Source organism: Salsuginibacillus halophilus, assembly GCF_003014715.1.
Taxonomy (GTDB): Bacteria; Bacillota; Bacilli; order Bacillales; family Marinococcaceae; genus Salsuginibacillus; species Salsuginibacillus halophilus.
Genome location: NZ_PYAV01000004.1, coordinates 221,643 through 240,386, shown reverse-complemented (window position 1 = coordinate 240,386; position 18,744 = coordinate 221,643). Strand labels below are relative to the sequence as shown.

Sequence of the window (18,744 nt, the reverse complement as noted above, 5' to 3'; positions counted from 1 at the left end):
GCCTCCTTTAGGTTCAGCCGTTATCAAACCATGCTTCGTAGTTTTCCGGAAGGTACGTCATCACATCCGGCAGGTACGTTACGAAGACGAGGACGAGCAGCAGAATTGCAAGCTGCGGCAGTAAATATTTGAACATGGCCGGCACTTTAATATCAGCGATCCGGCCGGTGACAAAGAGTGCGACGCCAAGCGGCGGTGTGACCATCCCGATCGTTAAGTTGACGGCTAAGATGATGCCGAAGTGAATCGGATCAACGTTGGCTTGTTCGGCAAGCGGGAGAAAGAGCGGCGTGAAGATGGACACGGCACTGATTGTATCAATAAATGTACCGGCAATGAGCAGCACGATGTTAATGACTAACAGCAGCAAATACGGATTATCTGCGACCGGTCCTAAAATATCAACAAGCTGCTGCGGCAGATTGTGATAAGATAGCAGCCAAATGAAAATCGATGCGTTACCGATTAGAAACACGATGGTCGCTGTCGTCCGTCCGGCATCCATAAACACGCTGTAAAGCTGTTTCCAGTGCAGATCGCGGTACACAAACAACGCAATAATTAAAGCGTAAGCAACAGCGATCACGCCGGACTCTGTCGCGGTAAATGCACCGCTGATGATCCCGCCGAGAATGATCACCGGCATCATTAATGCTAAAATCGCATCTTTAAAGCCGACAATGAGTTCGCGGATTGAAGGGAGCGAGTTGCGCATCCGGCCTTCTTTATTTTTAATCCCAAGATACACACAATAAATGAGAAGGCCGAGCCCCATCAATACACCTGGCAGCACACCAGCGACGAATAAATCGCTGATCGATACGCCGGCAATGACTCCGTAAAGGATTAACACAATACTCGGCGGAATAATCGGTCCGATCGTCGATGACGTGGCGACTAAGCTGGCCGAAAAGCGCGGATCGTATCCCTGCTCTTTCATCGCAGGAATCATCATGCCGCCGATCGCCGCCGCTGCAGCAATCGCTGTACCGGTTAAAGCGGAGAAAAACATACTCGCCACGATAATGACTAAAGCCATTCCGCCAGGCAGAAAACCGACGGTCATCTGCGCAAATTGAATGAGGCGCTTCGACATACCGCCTTTGGTCATAATTTCACCGGCTAATATAAAGAGCGGCACCGCAATTAACGTAAAGCTTTCAATCCCGCTGAACAACTGACGCGGAATATTTACAAGCAGGCCGGGATCGGTGAGTAAAATCCCAAGCAGCGATACGAAACCAAGGGCAAAGGCGATGGGCACCCGCAGTAAAATTAACACGAATAAAAGCGGGATTAACCAAATCATGTCACCCACCTCCTCACCTGAAAGTAAAGCATTAAGACTGCGCTAAGCGGAATCGCTAAATATACGTACGCCTGCTCAACCGGCAGCGTAGCAACTGTGGTACCGCTTGCTAAATTGTCGAGAAAAAGGATGCCTCCGTAAAATAAGAGCACAACGATAAATGCTGTTGTTACAATATTTTCAAGCAACCGACTGAAACGCTGCACCCAGCCCGGCGCGTTTTCGAGTAAGTCAACCTGCAGATGGTCATAATGCTTTACACAGATCACCGCACCAAACAAAACGGTGTAAACGAATGTAATTAACACCGCTTCCTGCCCCCAAACGAGCGAAGTGTTTAAGACGTAGCGGTAAATGACCTGCAGCAAGGTGACCCCGACCGTGACAATGAGCGAGACAAACATTAACAGCGCCGAAAAACGCTCAATCCATTGATCAACTTTAACCACAGGGGCCTCCCTCCTTTACCGGCTCAGGATAGAAAGCGCCGACGGCCCGGCCGCCGGCGCTTTTTTTTAATTAATCATCCGCATGTTCAAGCACACGGTCGACAAGCTCACTCGGAACGTCGTCAGAGACTTCTTCGCGAACGTCTTCAGTCGCTTCTAAGAATGCTTCGTGATCAACCTCTTCAGTAATTGTAACGCCTGCGTCTTCAATCCGCTCAATCACGTCATCTTCCATCTGGCTTAACTCATCACGGTGGAATTCTGTCGTTGCTTCAACGGCAGCTTGTACATCTTCAAAGTGCTCACCAAGTTCATCCTGCGCGTCTTCGCTCATTAAAACAACGGCCGGTGTGTACGTGTGACCCGTTAAAGAAACGTATTCCTGAACTTCATAAAAGTTCATTGAATCAATCGTTGGAAGCGGGTTTTCCTGACCATCGACAACGCCCTGATCCAAGGAAGAGTACAATTCATCAAAGTCAACCGGTGTCGGGCTTGCGCCTAAAGCGTTCATGTGCGCTTCCCAAACTGGAGAAGGCTGCACGCGGATGCTCAAGCCGTCCATATCTTCCGGGCTTTCAATCTCCTGCTGACTGTTTGTAATGTGACGCATACCAACTTCCCAGTAGCCCATGCCGACCATGCCGTTGTCACCAACCATGCCAAGCATGTCATCGCCAAGGTCACCGTCTAGCATGTCATACACGTGGTCTTCATCTTCAAAGATATATGGGATACCAAACAAGTTCATCTCTGAAACTGTGTTGGCAAGGTTACTATCAGCTGCGACCGTCGTCATCGCAAGGGAACCGTCAAGCACCTGCTCGATCGCTTCACCTTCACCGCCGAGTGTTGCATTGCCATGAATTTCAATCGCAACATCGCCGTCGGTTTGTTCAGCAACTTCTTCCTGAAAATGTTCAGCTGCAATATTGTACTGGTGATCTTCAGATGCAGAGTGCGCAAGACGCAGTGTTACTTCAGCATCACCGGCATCTTCAGGCTCATCAACGTCTTCATCACCTTCTTCAGCCGGGTCACCACCGTCTCCACCGTTGTCTGCCTCTTCATCATCAAAGCCGCCGCATGCACTCAACATGACCGCAAGTCCTGTAGCTCCTGCAATTGTTACAAAACGTTTGTGTTTGTTCATCACAAACTCCCCCTTAATCTCTCTTTAATAAAATGCCGGTACCCGGCTTGTGAATATTGGTACGTCTTGCCGTACCTGTTTCACGTGTTCAAAATCCAATGAGGCCGTGAGTACCTCCTCTTTTCCCTGCGAACCTTTTGTTTTTATCTCTCCCCATGGTGAAACCGCCATGGAACGGCCGGCGAAAGTGACGCCGTTATAGGCACCGATTCTGTTCGATGACACAACATACATTTGATTCTCTAAAGCCCGCGCCTGCTGCAAGACTTCCCAGTGATCAGCGCGCGCATCCGGCCATTCCGCCGGGATAAACAAAACTTCTGTTCCTTGAAGCGCAAGATTGCGGATCATTTCCGGAAAACGAAGGTCAAAGCAAATAATGACGCCCATTTTCACACCATCTAGTTCAAACGTCGCCGCCGGTGCCTCGCCGCCGTTCATATACGCCGGTTCATCGAGCATCGGTACGAGATGAACTTTGTCGTACGTGTAAATGAGCTCTCCCTGCCGATTGACAACAAGCGCACGGTTGAAAATCTTTTCCTCATCTTTCACCGCAATCGACCCGCCAATAATGTGCACGTCATGCGCCACCGCAAGCTCCTGAAGCAGTTGCGTAGAAGCATTACCTTCTGCCGGCTCTGCAATATCTGCTAGTTCCGGCAGCGTATACGCCGTTGTCCACATTTCCGGCAGCACAACAATATCGGTTTCTGCCGCGTTCAATGATTCTTCAAACCAACGCCGAACTTGCTGACGATTCGCCTCTGGATCTCCCGGAATGACATCCATCTGAAAAATGGTGATATTCAAACTGATCCACCTCCTTAAGTTTAGTTCTCAAGCGGCTTGACTTCGTAAGTTAAAACAAGGGTCCGATCAAGCACCGGGTCATGCAGCTGCATCCGGTACGCATCGCCGTACTTAAATCCATCGAGCAGGGGCACGGTACCAATGTAATATACCGCCTGCTTCAGCGGCAGCTGTTGTTCTTTTAAATACGCCCGCACATCGTCAAAGTGCATAATTGCCGTCGCATCCGCCGCTTGATATGTCTGCCAAGCACCTTCAACGCGGATTTCTGTTTTTAACTTCAACTCATCCCAGTGTGGGAGAACTTCAGAAAGCTTCCAAGCTTCTCGCGACAACGGCTTATCACACACCTGCTTCGACTTTGCGATGCTTACGGTTTCAAGATCCCGATCGGTGTGATCGCTGCCGAGCGATAAATAAACGTCTTCTTCGTCTTCACCAAAAATCAAGACAGGTTCAGCTTCACCGGAAGAATCCAAGTGGTTTACTTCCAGCGGTCCGCCCTGTAAAAGCGAGCTGCGACGCATTGGAAACAATGCCGGCACCCGGTCCGGGCGAGGAATGCCAATCTCGGCAAGTTCTTCAATGTGTTCTTTCACTTTCTCCTGGTTACGGCCGGAATAGCCGATGCAGATCACATCACTTACTGTAAAATCAACAGGATTCCCCTGCACCTGCATACGAAGTGTCTCTAAGGTATCTTTTGTTACGCCCATTCCCAATCCTCCTCATCAATCAAGTTCATGACAACTTTTTCTGTGTTTTGAATATGTGCTTCTACAGCCTGCGCCGCAGTTTCAGGTGCTTTTGCTTTCAATGCTTGAATAATGGCCTTGTGTTCTTCAAGCGCCTCATCCATCCGAGCCTCTTCAGCCACTGCCCGAATCCCTAAGCGAAGCAGCTGATCACTTAAATGATCTAGAAACTGAATTAAGCGTTCGTTGTTGGTCAGCTGGGCTAAATACATATGAAAGTTACGATCTTCATTAATAAATTCCTGCCGGTTGACAACGGCTGCTGCTTCACGCATACGTTGGTCAATCCGGTTTAAATCTTGAATGTGAGCGTCCTCAATCGTTGGCGCAATCAACTTGGCGACATAACCTTCGTTGGCATAACGGCATTGAAACACTTCTAAAATATCCTGCCGCTCAATTTCTTTGACAACGACACCTTTCCAAGGAATCGTCTCCACCCATCCTTCAAACTCCAGCCGCTTCAGCGCCTCGCGTACCGGGGTACGGCTCACGCCAAGGGTATCTGCAATCTGCCGCTCCTGCAGCGTCTCGCCGGGAACAATGTCCTGACTGATCACCGCACCCTTAACTTCCCGGTAAACTTGATCCGTATATGAGACAAATTTCCCAACTTTTTTCATACTACACGAACTCCCTTGCCATGCGTATCCCACTTATTTACTGTTCTTTCACTTTTTCTAATTTGGTGTTTGGTGTCTGGTATACCAGATGTTACTTTTATCGTAGAGCAACACGCGAACCTTGTCAAACATTTTTAAAAATTAAATCTGTTAACGTTTTCAAAATCCAGTGTTCATGCCCATTCAGGGAATTAAAATGTTGTTTTGCATCACCTTATAACCATACATGCTGTCGCTTTCTAAAACTGGTTCTTTCCCTGGCATACGCGCTCACAACCTAATTACAAGCTTCAGTTCCTCATGTTTACAATCCTTTCGTCTTTCCCTATAAAACCTTTTCACATAATTGACACAAAATTCGTGATGCTTTTACGTTTACTCGACTTATTTCATGGGAACATATCCTTAGATTGCTTGCACGTTTCAACATAATTCGACAGAGACGGCGCAACGTTAACAGTTTAAGGAGGAAGTGTATGACACAAATTTATGATTTCACAGCCGAAAAAGCGAACGGTCAAGAGGTATCCCTCGCTGATTACAAAGGAAAGGTTCTTTTAGTCGTAAACACCGCCACCGAATGTGGGTTTACACCTCAGCTTGAAGACTTGCAGAAACTGTACAGCCGCTACGGTGGGGAGAACTTTGAAATTCTCGGGTTCCCGTGCAACCAATTTGCTGAACAAGAGCCTAAAGCTGATGACGAAATGACTTCTCACTGTAAAGCAAACTTCGGCGTCACCTTTCCCATGTTTAAAAAGATCGATGTAAACGGTGAAAACGCCCATCCGCTCTTTACGTACTTACAGAACACAAAGTCATTTCAAGGCTTCAACTTAAACACCCCTACAGCAAAATTAATGAAAAAGATCATTACCGACCGCTATCCGGATTTATTAAGCGGCGACACAATCAAGTGGAACTTCACTAAGTTTCTCATCACCGGCGATGGTAAAGTGCTCCGCCGTTACGAACCGACCGATGAGCCCCTTGATTTCGAAAAAGACATTCGCCAGCTCGTCAACTTCAGCGCAGCGACGTAATGAAATCCCCCGCCGAAATGCCGGTGGGGGATTTTCAGTTAGCGAAGTTAGGGGCAGACGCGTAGAATAATTGCTCATTCGTTCAATTACCTCCCACGCGTGCAGCTTTCTTCCCACGCGTGCAGTAATCTCTCCTACGCGTGCAGTAATCTCTCCTACACGTGCAGTAAACCCTCCTACACGTGCAGTAATCTCCTCGACCGTGCGTAGATATATCTATAATTCATGGTATAATTATTCTTACATTTCAATAAGGGGGATTTTTATGAAGAAAGCTTGGATTGGGGGAAGTGCTGTAGTAGCGCTTACGGCTGCGCTCACAACTACTTCCGCGTCTGCTACTACATTTACAGACATCGAAGATCATTGGGCGGCAGATCAAATTATGGAAATGAGTGAAGCCGGCTACATTCAAGGTTACGCGGATCAAACGTTTCGGCCGAATGCTGAAATCAGCCGTGCTGAGGCTTCTGCGATGCTATCGCGAGCTTTTGAACTAGAGGGAGATATTGAGGCAGGTTCCGCCTTTTCGGATATAGACTCAGAACATCCATTAATTCACTACATATCCGCGGCTGTGGAAAATGAAATCTTACGAGGCTACGCGGATAATCGTTTCCAACCAAATGCGGAGATCACACGGGCTGAAACGGCTGTTATGCTGGAGCGAATCGCTGGTTTTGATCCTGAAGAAACGAGATCCTTTCCAGATACAAACAGCCACTGGGCGGTTAGTTCCATTGAGAATTTAGCTGGAAATAACATTATTAACGGCTATTCGAATAACTACTATGGGCCAGATGATGCCGTTTCACGAGCTGAATTTTCTAATATGCTCTCAAGTACGCTTCACTATTTAGAACACCAACTGGAAAATATTTCATATGAAGATTTGCAAACTGTCGTCACAGAAGAACACAATCAAGTTATTGAAGTTGATCCTTTCATTGATTCAGTTGTCGTCGAACATAATGATGTAAGGATATCCGGCGACTCTGTTCAAAACGTTGAAGTATTTGATGATGTCACCAACTTGTATTTCAACGACGTTATCGTGGAAGAACCAGTCCACTTTCACGGGAGTACAATTACAATGGATCATAATACGCGCATACAAGAAATTGTTTACTACAATGACCTCGGCGTCTATCTTGGACCAAACACTTTAGATAAAGAGATGTTTACTTTTACACCTGGTTCAGATTCAGCCTCTTTGTATTTTTATGAAGACGATTCATTGAGTGATCTTGAGCCACCAGTCTATTCCATTTCTCATCATCATATTGAACTTGGTGACCCGGCCCGAACGTTAACGGCAACTCATGGCGAGCCCGAGCGGATCTCGCCAAGCCGCCAAGGGTTTGACTGGCATACGTATCACGATGAATACGAAGACTTTGAGAGCTTTGCAGTTTACGATGATGAAGTCGTTGGGTTTCTTACCTTCCACCAATCTTTTGATAACCCTGAAGGTTTAGAGATGGGCACGACGCAGGAGGAAACAGAAGAAGCCATGGATGAGATGCAGGACCTTGCATTATTTTCCCCTGGTTATGACACTCTTTCAGAAGAAGATGAAGCACTCGTTGAAATGCATGTTAGAGCACGCGATTTTGGTCCACCGACACCTGAGCAAGATGAAACTTTAGAAAAAGCAATCGCTAACCAGATGTTTGACTATATTAACGCAGAGCGCGTGCATGAAGGCGTAGAACCACTTGAATGGTCAGATGAAATTGCAGATGTTTCCCGGGAACACAGCGATGATATGGCCGTCAATAATTATATCAACCGCGAAAATCAAGACGGCGTCTCTTTAGCAGACAGATTTAATGATGCTGACATCTCCGAATATAACTACGCTGACGCAAGTGTTCGGGGTGGTTTCGGATTTGGACGAACCATCCATCGTGGTCTCATGAATAGAAACTTCGACCGTGATACTTTTCTTGATGAAGACGTAGATGCAATTGGCATCGGTGTTGCCTTACATGATGATAATCACCGCTACACCCATACGTTCGGAAGCGAATAAGGTCAGCACCGCCGGCAGCCGCCGGCGGTGCTTTATTTTTATTCGAAAAGCACCCTGCCACCTTCCCGCTTTGAGATCACATTAAAACTTTGTAACTATCAACGCAGTGACGTTGTTTTTTGCTATAGTTAACATAACAACCACCTAAGGAGGTCGCAAAATGCAAAAACATTGGATAAGTGCAGGCGTACTAGGCACACTGGCTATGATACTAGCTGCGCCATCTGCTTCAGCAGCACCGTTTACTGATGTTGAAAATCATTGGGCAGAAGCCGAGATTCAGGAGATGACTGCAGCGGGTCACATTCAAGGTTACGGCGACGGTACATTTGGCCCGGATGACAAGATTTCACGCGCAGAAGCATCGGCTATGCTTACACGTGGCTTTGATCTAAACGGAGACAGTGAGACCGCGTTACAATTTGCTGATCTTGAGACGGATCACCCGTTCATTCATTATATTTCCGCAGTGACAGAAGCTGGGTTGTTTGAAGGTTATGAAGACAATTTGTTCAAACCGGAGAACAGCATCACCCGGGCTGAATCGGCAGCGACTCTCGAGCGCGAAGTTGGTTTTGATCCGCAAGAAACTGCTTCTTTTGCAGATGCTGTCGGTCACTGGGCACAAGACACCATTGAAAATTTAGCCGGCAGCGGCATCATTAACGGTTATGATTCAGATACATTCGCACCAAATGACGCCGTTACACGAGCTGAATTTGCAACATTGCTTTCTGACACGCTGCATTATATGGACCATGGAGCGCCTGCTCCGCCGGAAGAAGATAACGACGAGCGTGAACCAACGGATGAGCAAATTGCTGCTCAAGGCGTTGCAATTGGTGAAACGACTTCGACACTAACAGCCACACTAGGCACCCCTGAGCGCGTAACGCCGGCTCGGCAAGGTTTTGATTGGCATACGTATCACGACAGCTACGAAGACTTCGTTAGCTTTGCAGTGTATGAAAACGAGGTCATTGGTTTTTTCACCCTCCATACATCATTTGAAAACCCTGCTGGCCTCGAAAAGGGGATGAGCTGCAGTGAAGCTGATACGGCAGTGGACGAGCTTTCCGAAAATGTTTCTATTGACCTTGGCTATGATGAACATATCCCAGATGAAGATGTGCTTGTTCATGCACTTGTGCTCGACCAAGACTTTGACGCGCCATTTCCAGATCAAGATGAAACGCTCGCCGCTTCATCAGCTGAACAGATGTTCGATTACGTGAACGCTGAACGTGCCTACCATGGCTTAGAAACACTCACTTCATCTGATGAAATTGCAGCTGTAGCTTATGCACACAGTCTTGATATGGCTGAAAATAATTACTTTAACCACAACAGTTTAGATGGCCGCACCCCGGCGGATCGATTTAATGAAGCTAATATTTCTGATTACAGTTACGGCGGCGAAAATATTAGCGGCGGTTATCAATATGTCCACGACTCCCATCGCGGCTTGATGAACTCCCCGGGCCACCGGGCAAATATTTTAAGAGATAACTTTGATGCCCTCGGCGTCGGCATTTCTTATGCAAATGGCAACCCTCGTTATACGCAGAAATTCGGCAGAGAATAAGATGAATGTGGAGCCGCCGGCAGTTGCCGGCGGCTTTCGTATGGCATTGACTAACTTGCGCAGGTATCCGGGCACGCGGGCAGTTATTCTCATATGCGGGCAGTAATCCTCCCACACGTGCAGCTTTCTCATCAACCGTGCAGTTATTCTCCCACGCGGGCAGTTATCACTCTCACACGTGCAGTAACCCTGCGCACTATTCGCCCCAGCCGCGCACATTTCTACTCAATCGCGCAGTAGCTGCCCCAATCGCGCACATTTTGCCCCAATCGCGCAGTAACCACACCCAGCCGCGCACATTTTGCCCCAATCGCGCAGTAACTGCCACAGCCGCGCACATTTTGCCCCAATCGCGCAGAACCGGCCGCGCCACGTAAAAAACCGCCGGCGCACAGCCGGCGGTTTAATCCGATTATGAAAGCTGGAGTTCCGGCTCGCTGCGGAGCTGGAGGGCTTCGTCTGTCGTTTCGTGTACGCGTTGGAGCAATTCTGGATCGTCGACGAGATTGACGCCGTACGACGGGATCATTTCGCGAATCTTCGGTGCCCACTGCTCCATATCTTCCGGGAAGCAGCGCTCCATGACTTCGAGCATAACAGAGACTGCTGTGGAGGCACCGGGTGATGCGCCAAGGAGCGCAGAGATCGAGCCGTCTGCAGAAGTGACGACTTCGGTGCCAAACTGCAGCGTCCCCTTCCCACCGCCGTCTGTATCTTTGATCACCTGCACGCGCTGGCCGGCGGTGACTAAATCCCAGTCTTCACTTTGCGCTGTCGGGATAAATTCGCGCAGTTCTTCCATCCGCTTTTCTTTTGACTGCAGCACCTGCTCAATCAAATATTTCGTGAGCGGCATATTTTTCGCACCGGCTGCGGCCATTGTGAACAAGTTATCTTTACGGACAGACTTCATTAAATCCATGAGTGAGCCTGTCTTTAAAAACTTCGGTGAAAAGCCAGCAAACGGGCCGAACAACAAGGCCGGCTCGCCGTCAATGATGCGAGTATCCAAGTGCGGCACCGACATTGGCGGCGCGCCGACTTTTGCTTTGCCGTAAACTTTGGAGAAGTGTTCGTGCACCACTTCTTGGTTGCTGCATACCATAAACTGCCCGCTTACCGGGAAACCGCCAATATTTTTCGACTCCGGAATGCCCGTTTTCTGCAATAGGTGGAGACTGCCGCCCCCGCCGCCGATAAACACGAAGCCGGCGTTATGATGCTCAATCCGGTCATTCGCCAAATCTTTAATCTTCACTTCCCAAGCACCGTCTGCTGTCCGAGAGATATCTTCCACACTGTGCTCATAGTTCACTTCAACCTCACCGGCAGCCTCTAAGTGGCTGAACAACTTATGCGTCAAATCGCCAAAATCGACATCCGTACCGCCATCAATTTTTGTCGCAGCGATCGGCTCAGTCAATGTGCGGTCTTTCATCATAAGCGGAATCCATTCCTCAAGCTGCTTCGGATCTTCAGAATATGCCATTTCCTGAAACAATGGATTTGCCGCCATTTTGTGAAAGCGCTTACGCAAAAAGTCTACATCATTTTCTCCCTGCACAAAGCTAATATGCGGAAGCGGCGCGATAAACTCTTCCGGACGCTGGATACGCTGCGTGTTGACAAGATACGCCCAGAACTGCTTCGACACTTGAAACTGCTCATTCACTTTTTCTGCCTTTGTAATATCAATCGAACCATCTTCTAGTTCATGCGTGTAATTTAATTCACATAACGCCGCGTGACCGGTCCCCGCATTATTCCAAACATTCGAACTCTCCTCACCGGCGCGTTCAAGCCGCTCAAACACACGAATGTTCAAATGCGGTGCCACTTCCTTCAAAAGCGTTCCTAACGTTGCACTCATAATCCCTGCACCAATTAAAATGACATCGGTTTTCATTGTTTTTTCGCTCATATACTGTCATACTCCCTATTTGTTTAATAGAAAAGATGCAGCCGCTGAAGTTGAAGTGCACGCCCAAGATACGACTTTTAGATGCATCTTTCCGGTTGTTAATTTCTACTCTTAGTTTATCACTACTTTCGGTAAGTTTAAATATTTATTCCGAAAAGACTGTAAAAATTCTGTCAACGGCAAAGGGCGAATCGTGCGCGACAGTCTTCACTATACATGCATCTGGTTGCTCCGCAATTTCTACCTGATGCCTTGTTGGTGGTTCACAACCTATGAAAAAACATACCGACTTTTGTCAATTTGTGCTACGATGAAACGAAAGATTCATATTTTGACATAAACTGAAAGGAAGGAGGGTTTTTATGAGCACACAACAGCAGCCAGCAGAAAATGATCGTACCATGGCGATGTTAATTCATTTGCTTGGGATTTTCACTTGGTTTATTGGCCCGCTCATCATTTGGCTGATAAAACGAGACGACTCAAGTTTTGTCGATTTTCACGGCAAAGAAGCGATGAACCTGCATATCTCCATCGCGATTTACAATATTATCGCCGGCATTCTTACCGTTATTCTTATCGGGTTCTTTTTCATGTGGATCATCGGACTTTATGCATTTATCATTTTAATTATTGCCTGTATCCGCGCTTATTCCGGCGAACATTTCCGCATTCCGCTTGTCATTCCATTTTTCCGACACTAAGGCTTATGTAAATTCACGTATCTTCTCCGACGAAAGAAAGGAGGCTAACACTTGAGCACTGTACAAACGGAGGCACCGCAGACGGCTGAAAATGGTTTTGCTGTCGCATCGTTAGTGCTTGGCATTATTGCCGTCGTCTTTAATTTAATCCCGTTTATCCCGTATGGTTTAGCAATTTTAGCTATCATTTTTGGCGCGCTCGGCCTGCGCAACTCCAACCGCCGCGGCATGGCGATCGCCGGCTTAATCTTAGGCGGCATTGCCCTGCTTTTAAAAGCCATGTTCTGGATATTTATTATCTTTGTGGAAATGAGCGGCTTATAGAAAACAAAAGCCTAGATTAAAGGAGCTTTTTATGGAAGCAAATAATTATACCTATCCATCAGAATCCGATCGTACGCTCGCCATGGTCGTTCACCTTCTCGGCATTTTCACTTGGTTTATCGGCCCCCTGGTCCTATGGCTTATCAAGCGTGGAGAATCTGAGTTTATTGATTATCACGGGAAGCTCTCGTTGAATTTGCAAATATCTGCAGCCATTTGTTTTGCAGGCTTATTTCCAGCTTTCTTCATTTCATCACTCATCTTGCCACCACTAAGCCTGCTTATCCTGCTCTTGACACTACCTATCTACATTTATGTCATCGTTGTTCTAATTATTGCATGTGTACGCGCTTATAACGGCAGTCGCTTCAACTTCCCATTGGCCATTCCTTTCCTGCGCCACTCGACATAACGACAAAAAGCCGCCGGAGCATCCGACGGCTTTTTTATTATTGCGATGGCGGGCCGAATTTACCGGCTTGAAAGTCATGAAAGGCCTGATTGATTTCATCATCTGTATTCATGACAAACGGACCGCGGGCGGCGACGGATTCACCGATCGGCTCGCCGGAGTATACGAGCACCTTCGTGCGACGGTGGTTGGAAGTGATGAGAAGCTCGCTCTCACCGCCGCCCTCTTCCTCCACGCCTGTGAGCGCTGCATCGTGCTTTTGTAACTGCCTTGCGCTATCGCCTTCACCGAGCGTTACATCACCGCGCAGCACATACGCGAATGCGTTGTGCGAGGCTGGCAGCACATGGCGGTAACTCGCGCCCTCTTTTAAAGTGATCTCTGTCATTGTAATCGGGACTGCTGCTTTCATCGGACCGGTGTGGCCGGCAACGTCGCCGGCAAACACTTTCACTGTACCGCCTTCAATGTCAATGGTCGGTGCGTCTTCGGTGTAAATGTTTTGATACGTCGTCTCGGCTTCCTGCTTTTTTTCCGCCGGCAGGTTCACCCACAGCTGCAATGTGTGCGCGATGTCGTTTTGGACGCCTTCTTCGGCGTGGCGCGCGGTCCAGCCGGCTTTCATGTACTGCACATCCCCCGGCTCTAAAATGTCGTGGCCGCCGGCGTTGTCTTCGTGCTCAAGCCGCCCGTCCACGACATAAGTCACCGTCTGAAATCCGCGGTGCGGGTGATCGGCGAATGTGCCGCGCTTAAACCAGTCTTCTGCCATTAACAAAAATGGGTCAAATGCCTCCCAGTTGCCGGCCGGAAGCACCCATCCTTTTTGACTCAACGGAAAGCGCGATTCTTGATATTCTACCGTCCAGGCCGACGCCACAAAGCGCCGCGCTCGTTCGTTTGTCATCTCAACCCCTCCTCAACTTTGTTACTACTTCTATTGTACCGCCAGGCGCCGCCGGAATGCATGCGGAATGCTCAAGGGGAGGAGGGTGTGGCCGAACGAGCGCTCGCTCCGGTTGGGCGGGGCGTTTTTCTATAGGCGGGCAGTGGCAACGCTTGAGCGCACTGGTGTTCAAACGCGAAAAGCAGGCATATTTTATCTGCAAACCAATTGTTTCATCGAGCTAATTACCACTGTGAAATTTAACTTAAAATATTCAGAAAATTAACAAAGTGTGGTACACTGTGTATAAGCAACTCGAATGATGACGTTTCAAAAGAAAAGGAGGGATGCAGCACTTGTCCTCTGCATAACATTTCATAGGTGCTGATAGCGGGTGGTCAGTGTAACGGTGAAGACGTCCTTATCTCAGCAATTTGATCGAAAAAAAGGAGAGGATTGTTATGGCAGAAGAAAAGCCACAGGAAGTTCAGCCGCCGGAAAACGAACGAACGCTTGCGATGCTCGTTCATTTGCTCGGCATATTTACGTGGTTTGTCGGCCCCCTCGTATTATGGCTCGTTAAGCGCGAAGAATCTGCATTTATCGATTATCACGGGAAACAAGCGCTCAACCTGCACATTTCCGCTGCAATCTACAACATTGCTGCTGGTATTCTCAGTATCATTTTTATCGGATTTCTTTTCATGGCAGCGATCGGCATCTATGTCTTAATTGTTATCATTCTCGCCTGCATGCGCGCTTACGCCGGTGAACATTACAACATTCCGCTCACCATTCCAATTCTAAAATAGCTGCTATAAACCTCCTCGCCGGATGTAACCGGACAGGAGGTTTTTTACGCTTATATAGTTGAGATGAGCTGAAGACGTGTAGTAACTTCTCCAGTCGCGCACATTTTTCGCCAGTCGCGCAGACATTGCTCCAACCGCGCACATTTTCCACCAATCGCGCAGAAACATCCACACCTGCGCACAAACTTCCCGCGCGACTTTCTCCTCCTGTTCTGCTAAACTAAGTTTAATCCCTGGCCCAAAGGAGGTCTTCATGTTTCAGAAACGATTACAAAAGCCGGCCGCGCTCGTTCAATTAGAAGCGCTCCACCGCCGGTTGCCCCCGCACCACCCTGCGTATGCTGCGATTCAGGAGGAATATCACAGTGCAGCCGCCGGCTACTACGGCGAGAAGTCTCTAACCCGCGTGCTTGAGCGGTTTGCAGGCAAGGCGCACATCTTCCAGAACATCCGCCTGCCCGTCCGCCACGAGCATACGCAAATCGACGCGCTGCTTCTGCTCCCCGACGCCGCCATCATCATTGAAGTAAAACACTGGCGCGGCGAACTCCAGCTTTCCTCGCTGTACGGCCCGGTGCACCGCCGCTACGATGGTCATGACGAACATTTCCCGAGCCCGCTGCTGCAAGTCGAAGACCAGGCCGCGCAGTTTGCCGAATGGCGCGCCGGCCACGGCCTCGCCGACATTCCGATCCACACCCTCATCGTCTTCAGCCACCGCGAATCCTTCTTACACCCGCTGCCCGAACACACCGACGCCCGCAACCGCATTATCACCCGCAACGCCCTCAGCCGCGAGCTTCGCTCACTCACCGCCGGATCCACCAACTTTGCCTACGACATCGCCCGCTTGCTTCACCACCTGCACGCCGACGACTACCCCGCCGCCGCCAACTATACCGCATTTCACAACATTTCCCGCAACGACATCACACCCGGCGTGCAATGCCCGGATTGCCAAAAGCAGGGGATGCAGCGTGTGAGAGAAAGCTGGCAGTGCGCGCAATGTGGCTTGCGGAAAAAATCGGCTCACGCTGCGGCACTTGCAGATTACAAAGCCATATTCGGTCACCACATTACCAACCGCGAAGCCCGCGATTTTTTGCAGATTAGCTCGCGTCATACGTGTCGGCGTCTGCTGCAACCGCTCGCGCAATCACCCCCACCTCGTGATAAACGAGGCATGTACTTGTTTAAAACGTAAAAACCCGGCGATGCCGGGTTTTCTACCTTATTCGCGCACATTTGCAGCCATCCGCGCAGAAACTACTCCAGCCGCGCACATTTGCCGCCAATCGCGCAGAAACGCCTCCAGCCGCGCACATTTTCCGCCAATCGCGCAGACATTGCTCCAACCGCGCACATTTTTCGCCAGTCGCGCAGAAACGCCTCCAGCCGCGCAGAAACGCCTCCAGCCGCGCAGAAACGCCTCCAGCCGCGCAGAAACGCCTCCAGCCGCGCAGAAACGCCCGCCGGCGCGGGGCCGGCGGGCTTCCAGCTTAAAATTTAGTTAAGGCCTCTGTCGAGGAAGAGGGCGAGTTGGGCGCGGGTGGTTGCTTGGCGCGGCCCGAATTCGCTTTCGCTGATACCGCTGGCAAGGCCTGCTTCGGTGACTGCACCGATCGCGTCATTTGCCCAGTAGTCAGCCTCTACATCGTCATAGGCTGCGCTTCCGCTATCCAGTTCGAATACGCGGGTCAATACCGTTGCCATTTCGTCACGGTTTAAGCTGTCATCCGGGCGGAACCCCTCGTTGTCGCCGGTCATCCAGCCTTCATTGTAAACCGCTGCGATAGCTTCATACATGTCATGCGCTGTGTCGACACCTGCTTCTTCTGGCAGGGCCGGGCGATCACTAGTATCCAAATCAAAAGCACGGACGATCATTGTCGCAATTTCACTCCGGGTGATGTCATTATCCGGTGCGAACGTATCTTCATCATAACCTGTGATGACACCAGCATTGGTCATGCGTGCAATTGCTGAAGCTGCGTAATGATCTGCTGGCACGTCGCCGAATGCCGGAGCTTCAGCATCTTCATCTTCTTCTGGGACATCGGCTGCATCTGTGAACTCACCAAATTCACGCGGATATTCGAGTTCAGGGTCGTAACATGTCACCATACCGCCAGTCATCGGCTGGCTCGTGGCCGGGGTTGTTTCGCCTTCTTCAACTTCACCTTCTGGAAGTCGAATACCGCTGTTTTCACGAGTTTCAGCTTCAACTTGATCCGTTAAATCCATACCGAGGGCAAGGCTGTCCATTAGATTTTCATTAACGTTTTCCGTGATTAAAGCAGCTGCAGCATCAACATCACCTTCGTTTAACAAAGCCTCTGCTTCAGCTTCTAGCTCACTGCGCTCAGCGAGAAGGTCCATTTCAAATCCTTCAATTTCACCAGTGACGTGCTTCAGGAAATCTTCAGGCGATTCACATGTGAAATACATGAGACGCTTAAACTCACGCACTGCAGAACGCGTCGCTTCCTGATGCGCATAATCCGGGTCTAAAAAGTCACTATCGCTATCTTTTGTCATATAGCGGTGCTGCAAGAACTCCGGCGGCACTTCTTCGGTTGCAATTGGAATTGGAACATATGGCGTCGTTACAGATCCGGTTGTTGCGAGCCAGAGCGTTTGCAGCTCATCCGGAACATCTGAACGGAGTTCTACAGTCTGACCGTAGCCAGCGTAATCGTTAGACCAACGCGGATCACGGACGTGAGCAAGCATATCCTCCAAAGTGATCTCACCCATATCAGCAAGCTCTTCTTCTCGCTCATGCGGATCGCGCTGAGCGATATAGTGATCATCATCTTCTTCTACACCTTCAGCCGGGAAAGGCTCACCGTACACTTTCTGAAGGTCCATATAATCCGGGTCGTCCTCTTCAGGATCATACCAACCCTGCTCTTCAGCAAAGCTTACGAGATTTTCAGATGCTTTGAAGTCATCGTTGTCTTCAAAATCCACCGGGAAGTCGTTAATATAGCCGGGATAAGAAACACGGATATCATCGGAACCGAGGCGCTCTGCGGCCCAGAGACCCTCACCGCCGGCATAGTTAATGAAAACCCAGCCTTCATCTTCATCAGCAAACAAGTGCGAGTTTCCACCGTATGTAGTGAATCCGTGCTCGTCAATTAAACCGCCGATCACGTCCACTGCTTCTTCAGCAGAGCCTGCCCGCTCCATCGCAAACCGAGCAAGATCACTGTACTGCGGCCCCTGCTGCGGATCCGGCGTCATCTCCACCAGCTCATCACGGGAAGGCGACCAGATATCGCGCGCAGCCAAACCTTTATCATTCAACCCTCCGTTGGTAAGGGGCTGCGGAAAACCGGCAAATTCAGAGTACGAAGAACTGATATACTTATTCGTCTCCTCCACCTGCGGAATTTCTATCAATTCTCCAGTCAAACGAGCCTCCTCTGTTGCACCTACAGTTGTCATTGACCCTTCGGCATGCGTCTGCCGCGGGACAATATCAATCCAGTGACTCGACGGCTCATGACCGAAACCACCTAAAATAGTATTTCCATCCGCTGTTAAATCACTACCAACATAAAAACCGATACTCTTAGAATCCGTCTCCGGCACACCACCAGGCGCATCCCCCTGCGTAGCTGCATCATCATCTGCCATCGCGCCTGAAGCATACAAACCGCCCAAACCAGCAGCAAGCGCCAAAGACGTAACCGAACGCTTATACTTCATACACAAACCCCTCTCAATCAAAATTTTAAGAAGTGGAAGTTTAACACTTCGCACCACTAAATAAATATTAACAATATACAATATTTTGAGAAAATCATATATTTCTATAAAAGGATAACTGAACCATTAAGAAACTAAACCATTATCGTTAAACCAAGCTTAGCCGACCATCAAGCACCAATGAGCAAATAAAACACGAGGGC

General features: G+C 49.1%; 18 protein-coding genes. 8 read left to right on the top strand and 10 right to left on the bottom strand.

What is annotated here, in order from left to right; genetic code table 11:
- Nucleotides 1-13 precede the first annotated feature (13 nt).
- The 6 genes from B0H94_RS05040 to B0H94_RS05015 all read right to left on the bottom strand — a co-directional run bounded on the left by B0H94_RS05040 (nucleotide 14) and on the right by B0H94_RS05015 (nucleotide 5,102).
- Nucleotides 14-1,309, bottom strand: a complete 1,296-nt coding sequence (locus tag B0H94_RS05040) for a TRAP transporter large permease (RefSeq protein ID WP_106588165.1) — start codon at nucleotides 1,307-1,309, stop codon at nucleotides 14-16.
- Nucleotides 1,306-1,758 carry a TRAP transporter small permease gene (locus B0H94_RS05035; protein ID WP_106588164.1) on the bottom strand — a complete coding sequence of 151 codons (453 nt, stop codon included), beginning with the start codon at nucleotides 1,756-1,758 and terminating at the stop codon, nucleotides 1,306-1,308. Before B0H94_RS05035 ends, B0H94_RS05040 begins: the two co-directional genes overlap by 4 nt.
- 70 nt (nucleotides 1,759-1,828) lie before the next feature.
- The gene (locus B0H94_RS05030; RefSeq protein WP_245893906.1) at nucleotides 1,829-2,911 is read right to left on the bottom strand and encodes a TRAP transporter substrate-binding protein; all 1,083 of its coding nucleotides are present in this window, start codon (nucleotides 2,909-2,911) and stop codon (nucleotides 1,829-1,831) included.
- Nucleotides 2,912-2,935: 24 nt separating this feature from the next.
- Nucleotides 2,936-3,724, bottom strand: a complete 789-nt coding sequence (locus B0H94_RS05025) for a carbon-nitrogen family hydrolase (protein ID WP_106588163.1) — start codon at nucleotides 3,722-3,724, stop codon at nucleotides 2,936-2,938.
- Nucleotides 3,725-3,744: 20 nt separating this feature from the next.
- The gene (locus tag B0H94_RS05020; RefSeq protein WP_106588162.1) at nucleotides 3,745-4,440 is read right to left on the bottom strand and encodes a DUF2848 family protein; all 696 of its coding nucleotides are present in this window, start codon (nucleotides 4,438-4,440) and stop codon (nucleotides 3,745-3,747) included.
- Nucleotides 4,431-5,102 carry a GntR family transcriptional regulator gene (locus tag B0H94_RS05015; protein WP_106588161.1) on the bottom strand — a complete coding sequence of 224 codons (672 nt, stop codon included), beginning with the start codon at nucleotides 5,100-5,102 and terminating at the stop codon, nucleotides 4,431-4,433. The genes B0H94_RS05020 and B0H94_RS05015 overlap by 10 nt, the downstream gene beginning before the upstream one ends.
- Nucleotides 5,103-5,578: 476 nt before the next feature.
- Here B0H94_RS05015 and B0H94_RS05010 point away from each other — a divergent pair, with 476 nt between their 5' ends.
- The 3 genes from B0H94_RS05010 to B0H94_RS05000 all read left to right on the top strand — a co-directional run bounded on the left by B0H94_RS05010 (nucleotide 5,579) and on the right by B0H94_RS05000 (nucleotide 9,765).
- The gene (locus B0H94_RS05010; protein ID WP_106588160.1) at nucleotides 5,579-6,145 is read left to right on the top strand and encodes a glutathione peroxidase; all 567 of its coding nucleotides are present in this window, start codon (nucleotides 5,579-5,581) and stop codon (nucleotides 6,143-6,145) included.
- 265 nt (nucleotides 6,146-6,410) lie between these two features.
- On the top strand, nucleotides 6,411-8,180 hold the full coding sequence (locus B0H94_RS05005; RefSeq protein WP_106588159.1) for an S-layer homology domain-containing protein: 1,770 nt from the start codon (nucleotides 6,411-6,413) through the stop codon (nucleotides 8,178-8,180).
- A gap of 160 nt (nucleotides 8,181-8,340) precedes the next feature.
- On the top strand, nucleotides 8,341-9,765 hold the full coding sequence (locus B0H94_RS05000; RefSeq protein WP_106588158.1) for an S-layer homology domain-containing protein: 1,425 nt from the start codon (nucleotides 8,341-8,343) through the stop codon (nucleotides 9,763-9,765).
- A gap of 196 nt (nucleotides 9,766-9,961) precedes the next feature.
- Here the strand turns inward: B0H94_RS05000 and B0H94_RS15125 are convergent, their stop codons facing one another.
- Both B0H94_RS15125 and mqo read right to left on the bottom strand, forming a co-directional pair.
- Complete coding sequence (locus tag B0H94_RS15125; RefSeq protein ID WP_181315270.1) at nucleotides 9,962-10,138, bottom strand: hypothetical protein; 177 nt, start codon at nucleotides 10,136-10,138, stop codon at nucleotides 9,962-9,964.
- A gap of 39 nt (nucleotides 10,139-10,177) precedes the next feature.
- Entirely contained in the window at nucleotides 10,178-11,686 is a 1,509-nt protein-coding gene (gene mqo, locus B0H94_RS04995) for a malate dehydrogenase (quinone) (RefSeq protein WP_106588157.1), read from the bottom strand.
- Nucleotides 11,687-12,048: 362 nt separating this feature from the next.
- On the opposite strand from mqo, the gene B0H94_RS04990 reads away from it, so the two are divergent.
- Genes B0H94_RS04990 through B0H94_RS04980 form a run of 3 tightly spaced genes read left to right on the top strand, consistent with a single transcriptional unit; the run spans nucleotide 12,049 to nucleotide 13,126 of the window.
- On the top strand, nucleotides 12,049-12,390 hold the full coding sequence (locus B0H94_RS04990; protein ID WP_106588156.1) for a DUF4870 domain-containing protein: 342 nt from the start codon (nucleotides 12,049-12,051) through the stop codon (nucleotides 12,388-12,390).
- A 51-nt stretch (nucleotides 12,391-12,441) separates the two neighbouring features.
- On the top strand, nucleotides 12,442-12,714 hold the full coding sequence (locus B0H94_RS04985) for a DUF4190 domain-containing protein (RefSeq protein ID WP_106588155.1): 273 nt from the start codon (nucleotides 12,442-12,444) through the stop codon (nucleotides 12,712-12,714).
- Nucleotides 12,715-12,745: 31 nt separating this feature from the next.
- The gene (locus B0H94_RS04980) at nucleotides 12,746-13,126 is read left to right on the top strand and encodes a DUF4870 domain-containing protein (protein ID WP_106588154.1); all 381 of its coding nucleotides are present in this window, start codon (nucleotides 12,746-12,748) and stop codon (nucleotides 13,124-13,126) included.
- Between the two features lie 37 nt (nucleotides 13,127-13,163).
- Here the strand turns inward: B0H94_RS04980 and B0H94_RS04975 are convergent, their stop codons facing one another.
- Nucleotides 13,164-14,033 (bottom strand): pirin family protein, encoded by an 870-nt coding sequence (locus tag B0H94_RS04975; RefSeq protein ID WP_106588153.1) that lies wholly within the window; start codon nucleotides 14,031-14,033, stop codon nucleotides 13,164-13,166.
- A gap of 440 nt (nucleotides 14,034-14,473) precedes the next feature.
- Here B0H94_RS04975 and B0H94_RS04970 point away from each other — a divergent pair, with 440 nt between their 5' ends.
- Both B0H94_RS04970 and B0H94_RS04965 read left to right on the top strand, forming a co-directional pair.
- Complete coding sequence (locus B0H94_RS04970; RefSeq protein ID WP_106588152.1) at nucleotides 14,474-14,824, top strand: DUF4870 domain-containing protein; 351 nt, start codon at nucleotides 14,474-14,476, stop codon at nucleotides 14,822-14,824.
- Nucleotides 14,825-15,077: 253 nt separating this feature from the next.
- Complete coding sequence (locus B0H94_RS04965) at nucleotides 15,078-16,028, top strand: nuclease-related domain-containing protein (RefSeq protein WP_106588151.1); 951 nt, start codon at nucleotides 15,078-15,080, stop codon at nucleotides 16,026-16,028.
- Between the two features lie 302 nt (nucleotides 16,029-16,330).
- Here B0H94_RS04965 and B0H94_RS04960 read toward each other — a convergent pair whose 3' ends face one another.
- Entirely contained in the window at nucleotides 16,331-18,541 is a 2,211-nt protein-coding gene (locus B0H94_RS04960; RefSeq protein ID WP_106588150.1) for an S-layer homology domain-containing protein, read from the bottom strand.
- Nucleotides 18,542-18,744: the final 203 nt, after the last annotated feature.

Bases quoted from the DNA above. Each gene is read 5' to 3' on its own strand.
- B0H94_RS05040 (WP_106588165.1), bottom strand. From the start codon at position 1,309: ATGATTTGGTTAATCCCGCTTTTATTCGTGTTAATTTTACTGCGGGTG.
- B0H94_RS05015 (WP_106588161.1), bottom strand. From the start codon at position 5,102: ATGAAAAAAGTTGGGAAATTTGTCTCATATACGGATCAAGTTTACCGG.
- B0H94_RS05030 (WP_245893906.1), bottom strand. From the start codon at position 2,911: ATGAACAAACACAAACGTTTTGTAACAATTGCAGGAGCTACAGGACTT.
- B0H94_RS05000 (WP_106588158.1), top strand. From the start codon at position 8,341: ATGCAAAAACATTGGATAAGTGCAGGCGTACTAGGCACACTGGCTATG.
- B0H94_RS05005 (WP_106588159.1), top strand. From the start codon at position 6,411: ATGAAGAAAGCTTGGATTGGGGGAAGTGCTGTAGTAGCGCTTACGGCT.
- B0H94_RS05010 (WP_106588160.1), top strand. From the start codon at position 5,579: ATGACACAAATTTATGATTTCACAGCCGAAAAAGCGAACGGTCAAGAG.
- mqo (WP_106588157.1), bottom strand. From the start codon at position 11,686: ATGAGCGAAAAAACAATGAAAACCGATGTCATTTTAATTGGTGCAGGG.
- B0H94_RS04965 (WP_106588151.1), top strand. From the start codon at position 15,078: ATGTTTCAGAAACGATTACAAAAGCCGGCCGCGCTCGTTCAATTAGAA.
- B0H94_RS04980 (WP_106588154.1), top strand. From the start codon at position 12,746: ATGGAAGCAAATAATTATACCTATCCATCAGAATCCGATCGTACGCTC.
- B0H94_RS04970 (WP_106588152.1), top strand. From the start codon at position 14,474: ATGGCAGAAGAAAAGCCACAGGAAGTTCAGCCGCCGGAAAACGAACGA.
- B0H94_RS04975 (WP_106588153.1), bottom strand. From the start codon at position 14,033: ATGACAAACGAACGAGCGCGGCGCTTTGTGGCGTCGGCCTGGACGGTA.
- B0H94_RS05020 (WP_106588162.1), bottom strand. From the start codon at position 4,440: ATGGGCGTAACAAAAGATACCTTAGAGACACTTCGTATGCAGGTGCAG.
- B0H94_RS04990 (WP_106588156.1), top strand. From the start codon at position 12,049: ATGAGCACACAACAGCAGCCAGCAGAAAATGATCGTACCATGGCGATG.
- B0H94_RS04960 (WP_106588150.1), bottom strand. From the start codon at position 18,541: ATGAAGTATAAGCGTTCGGTTACGTCTTTGGCGCTTGCTGCTGGTTTG.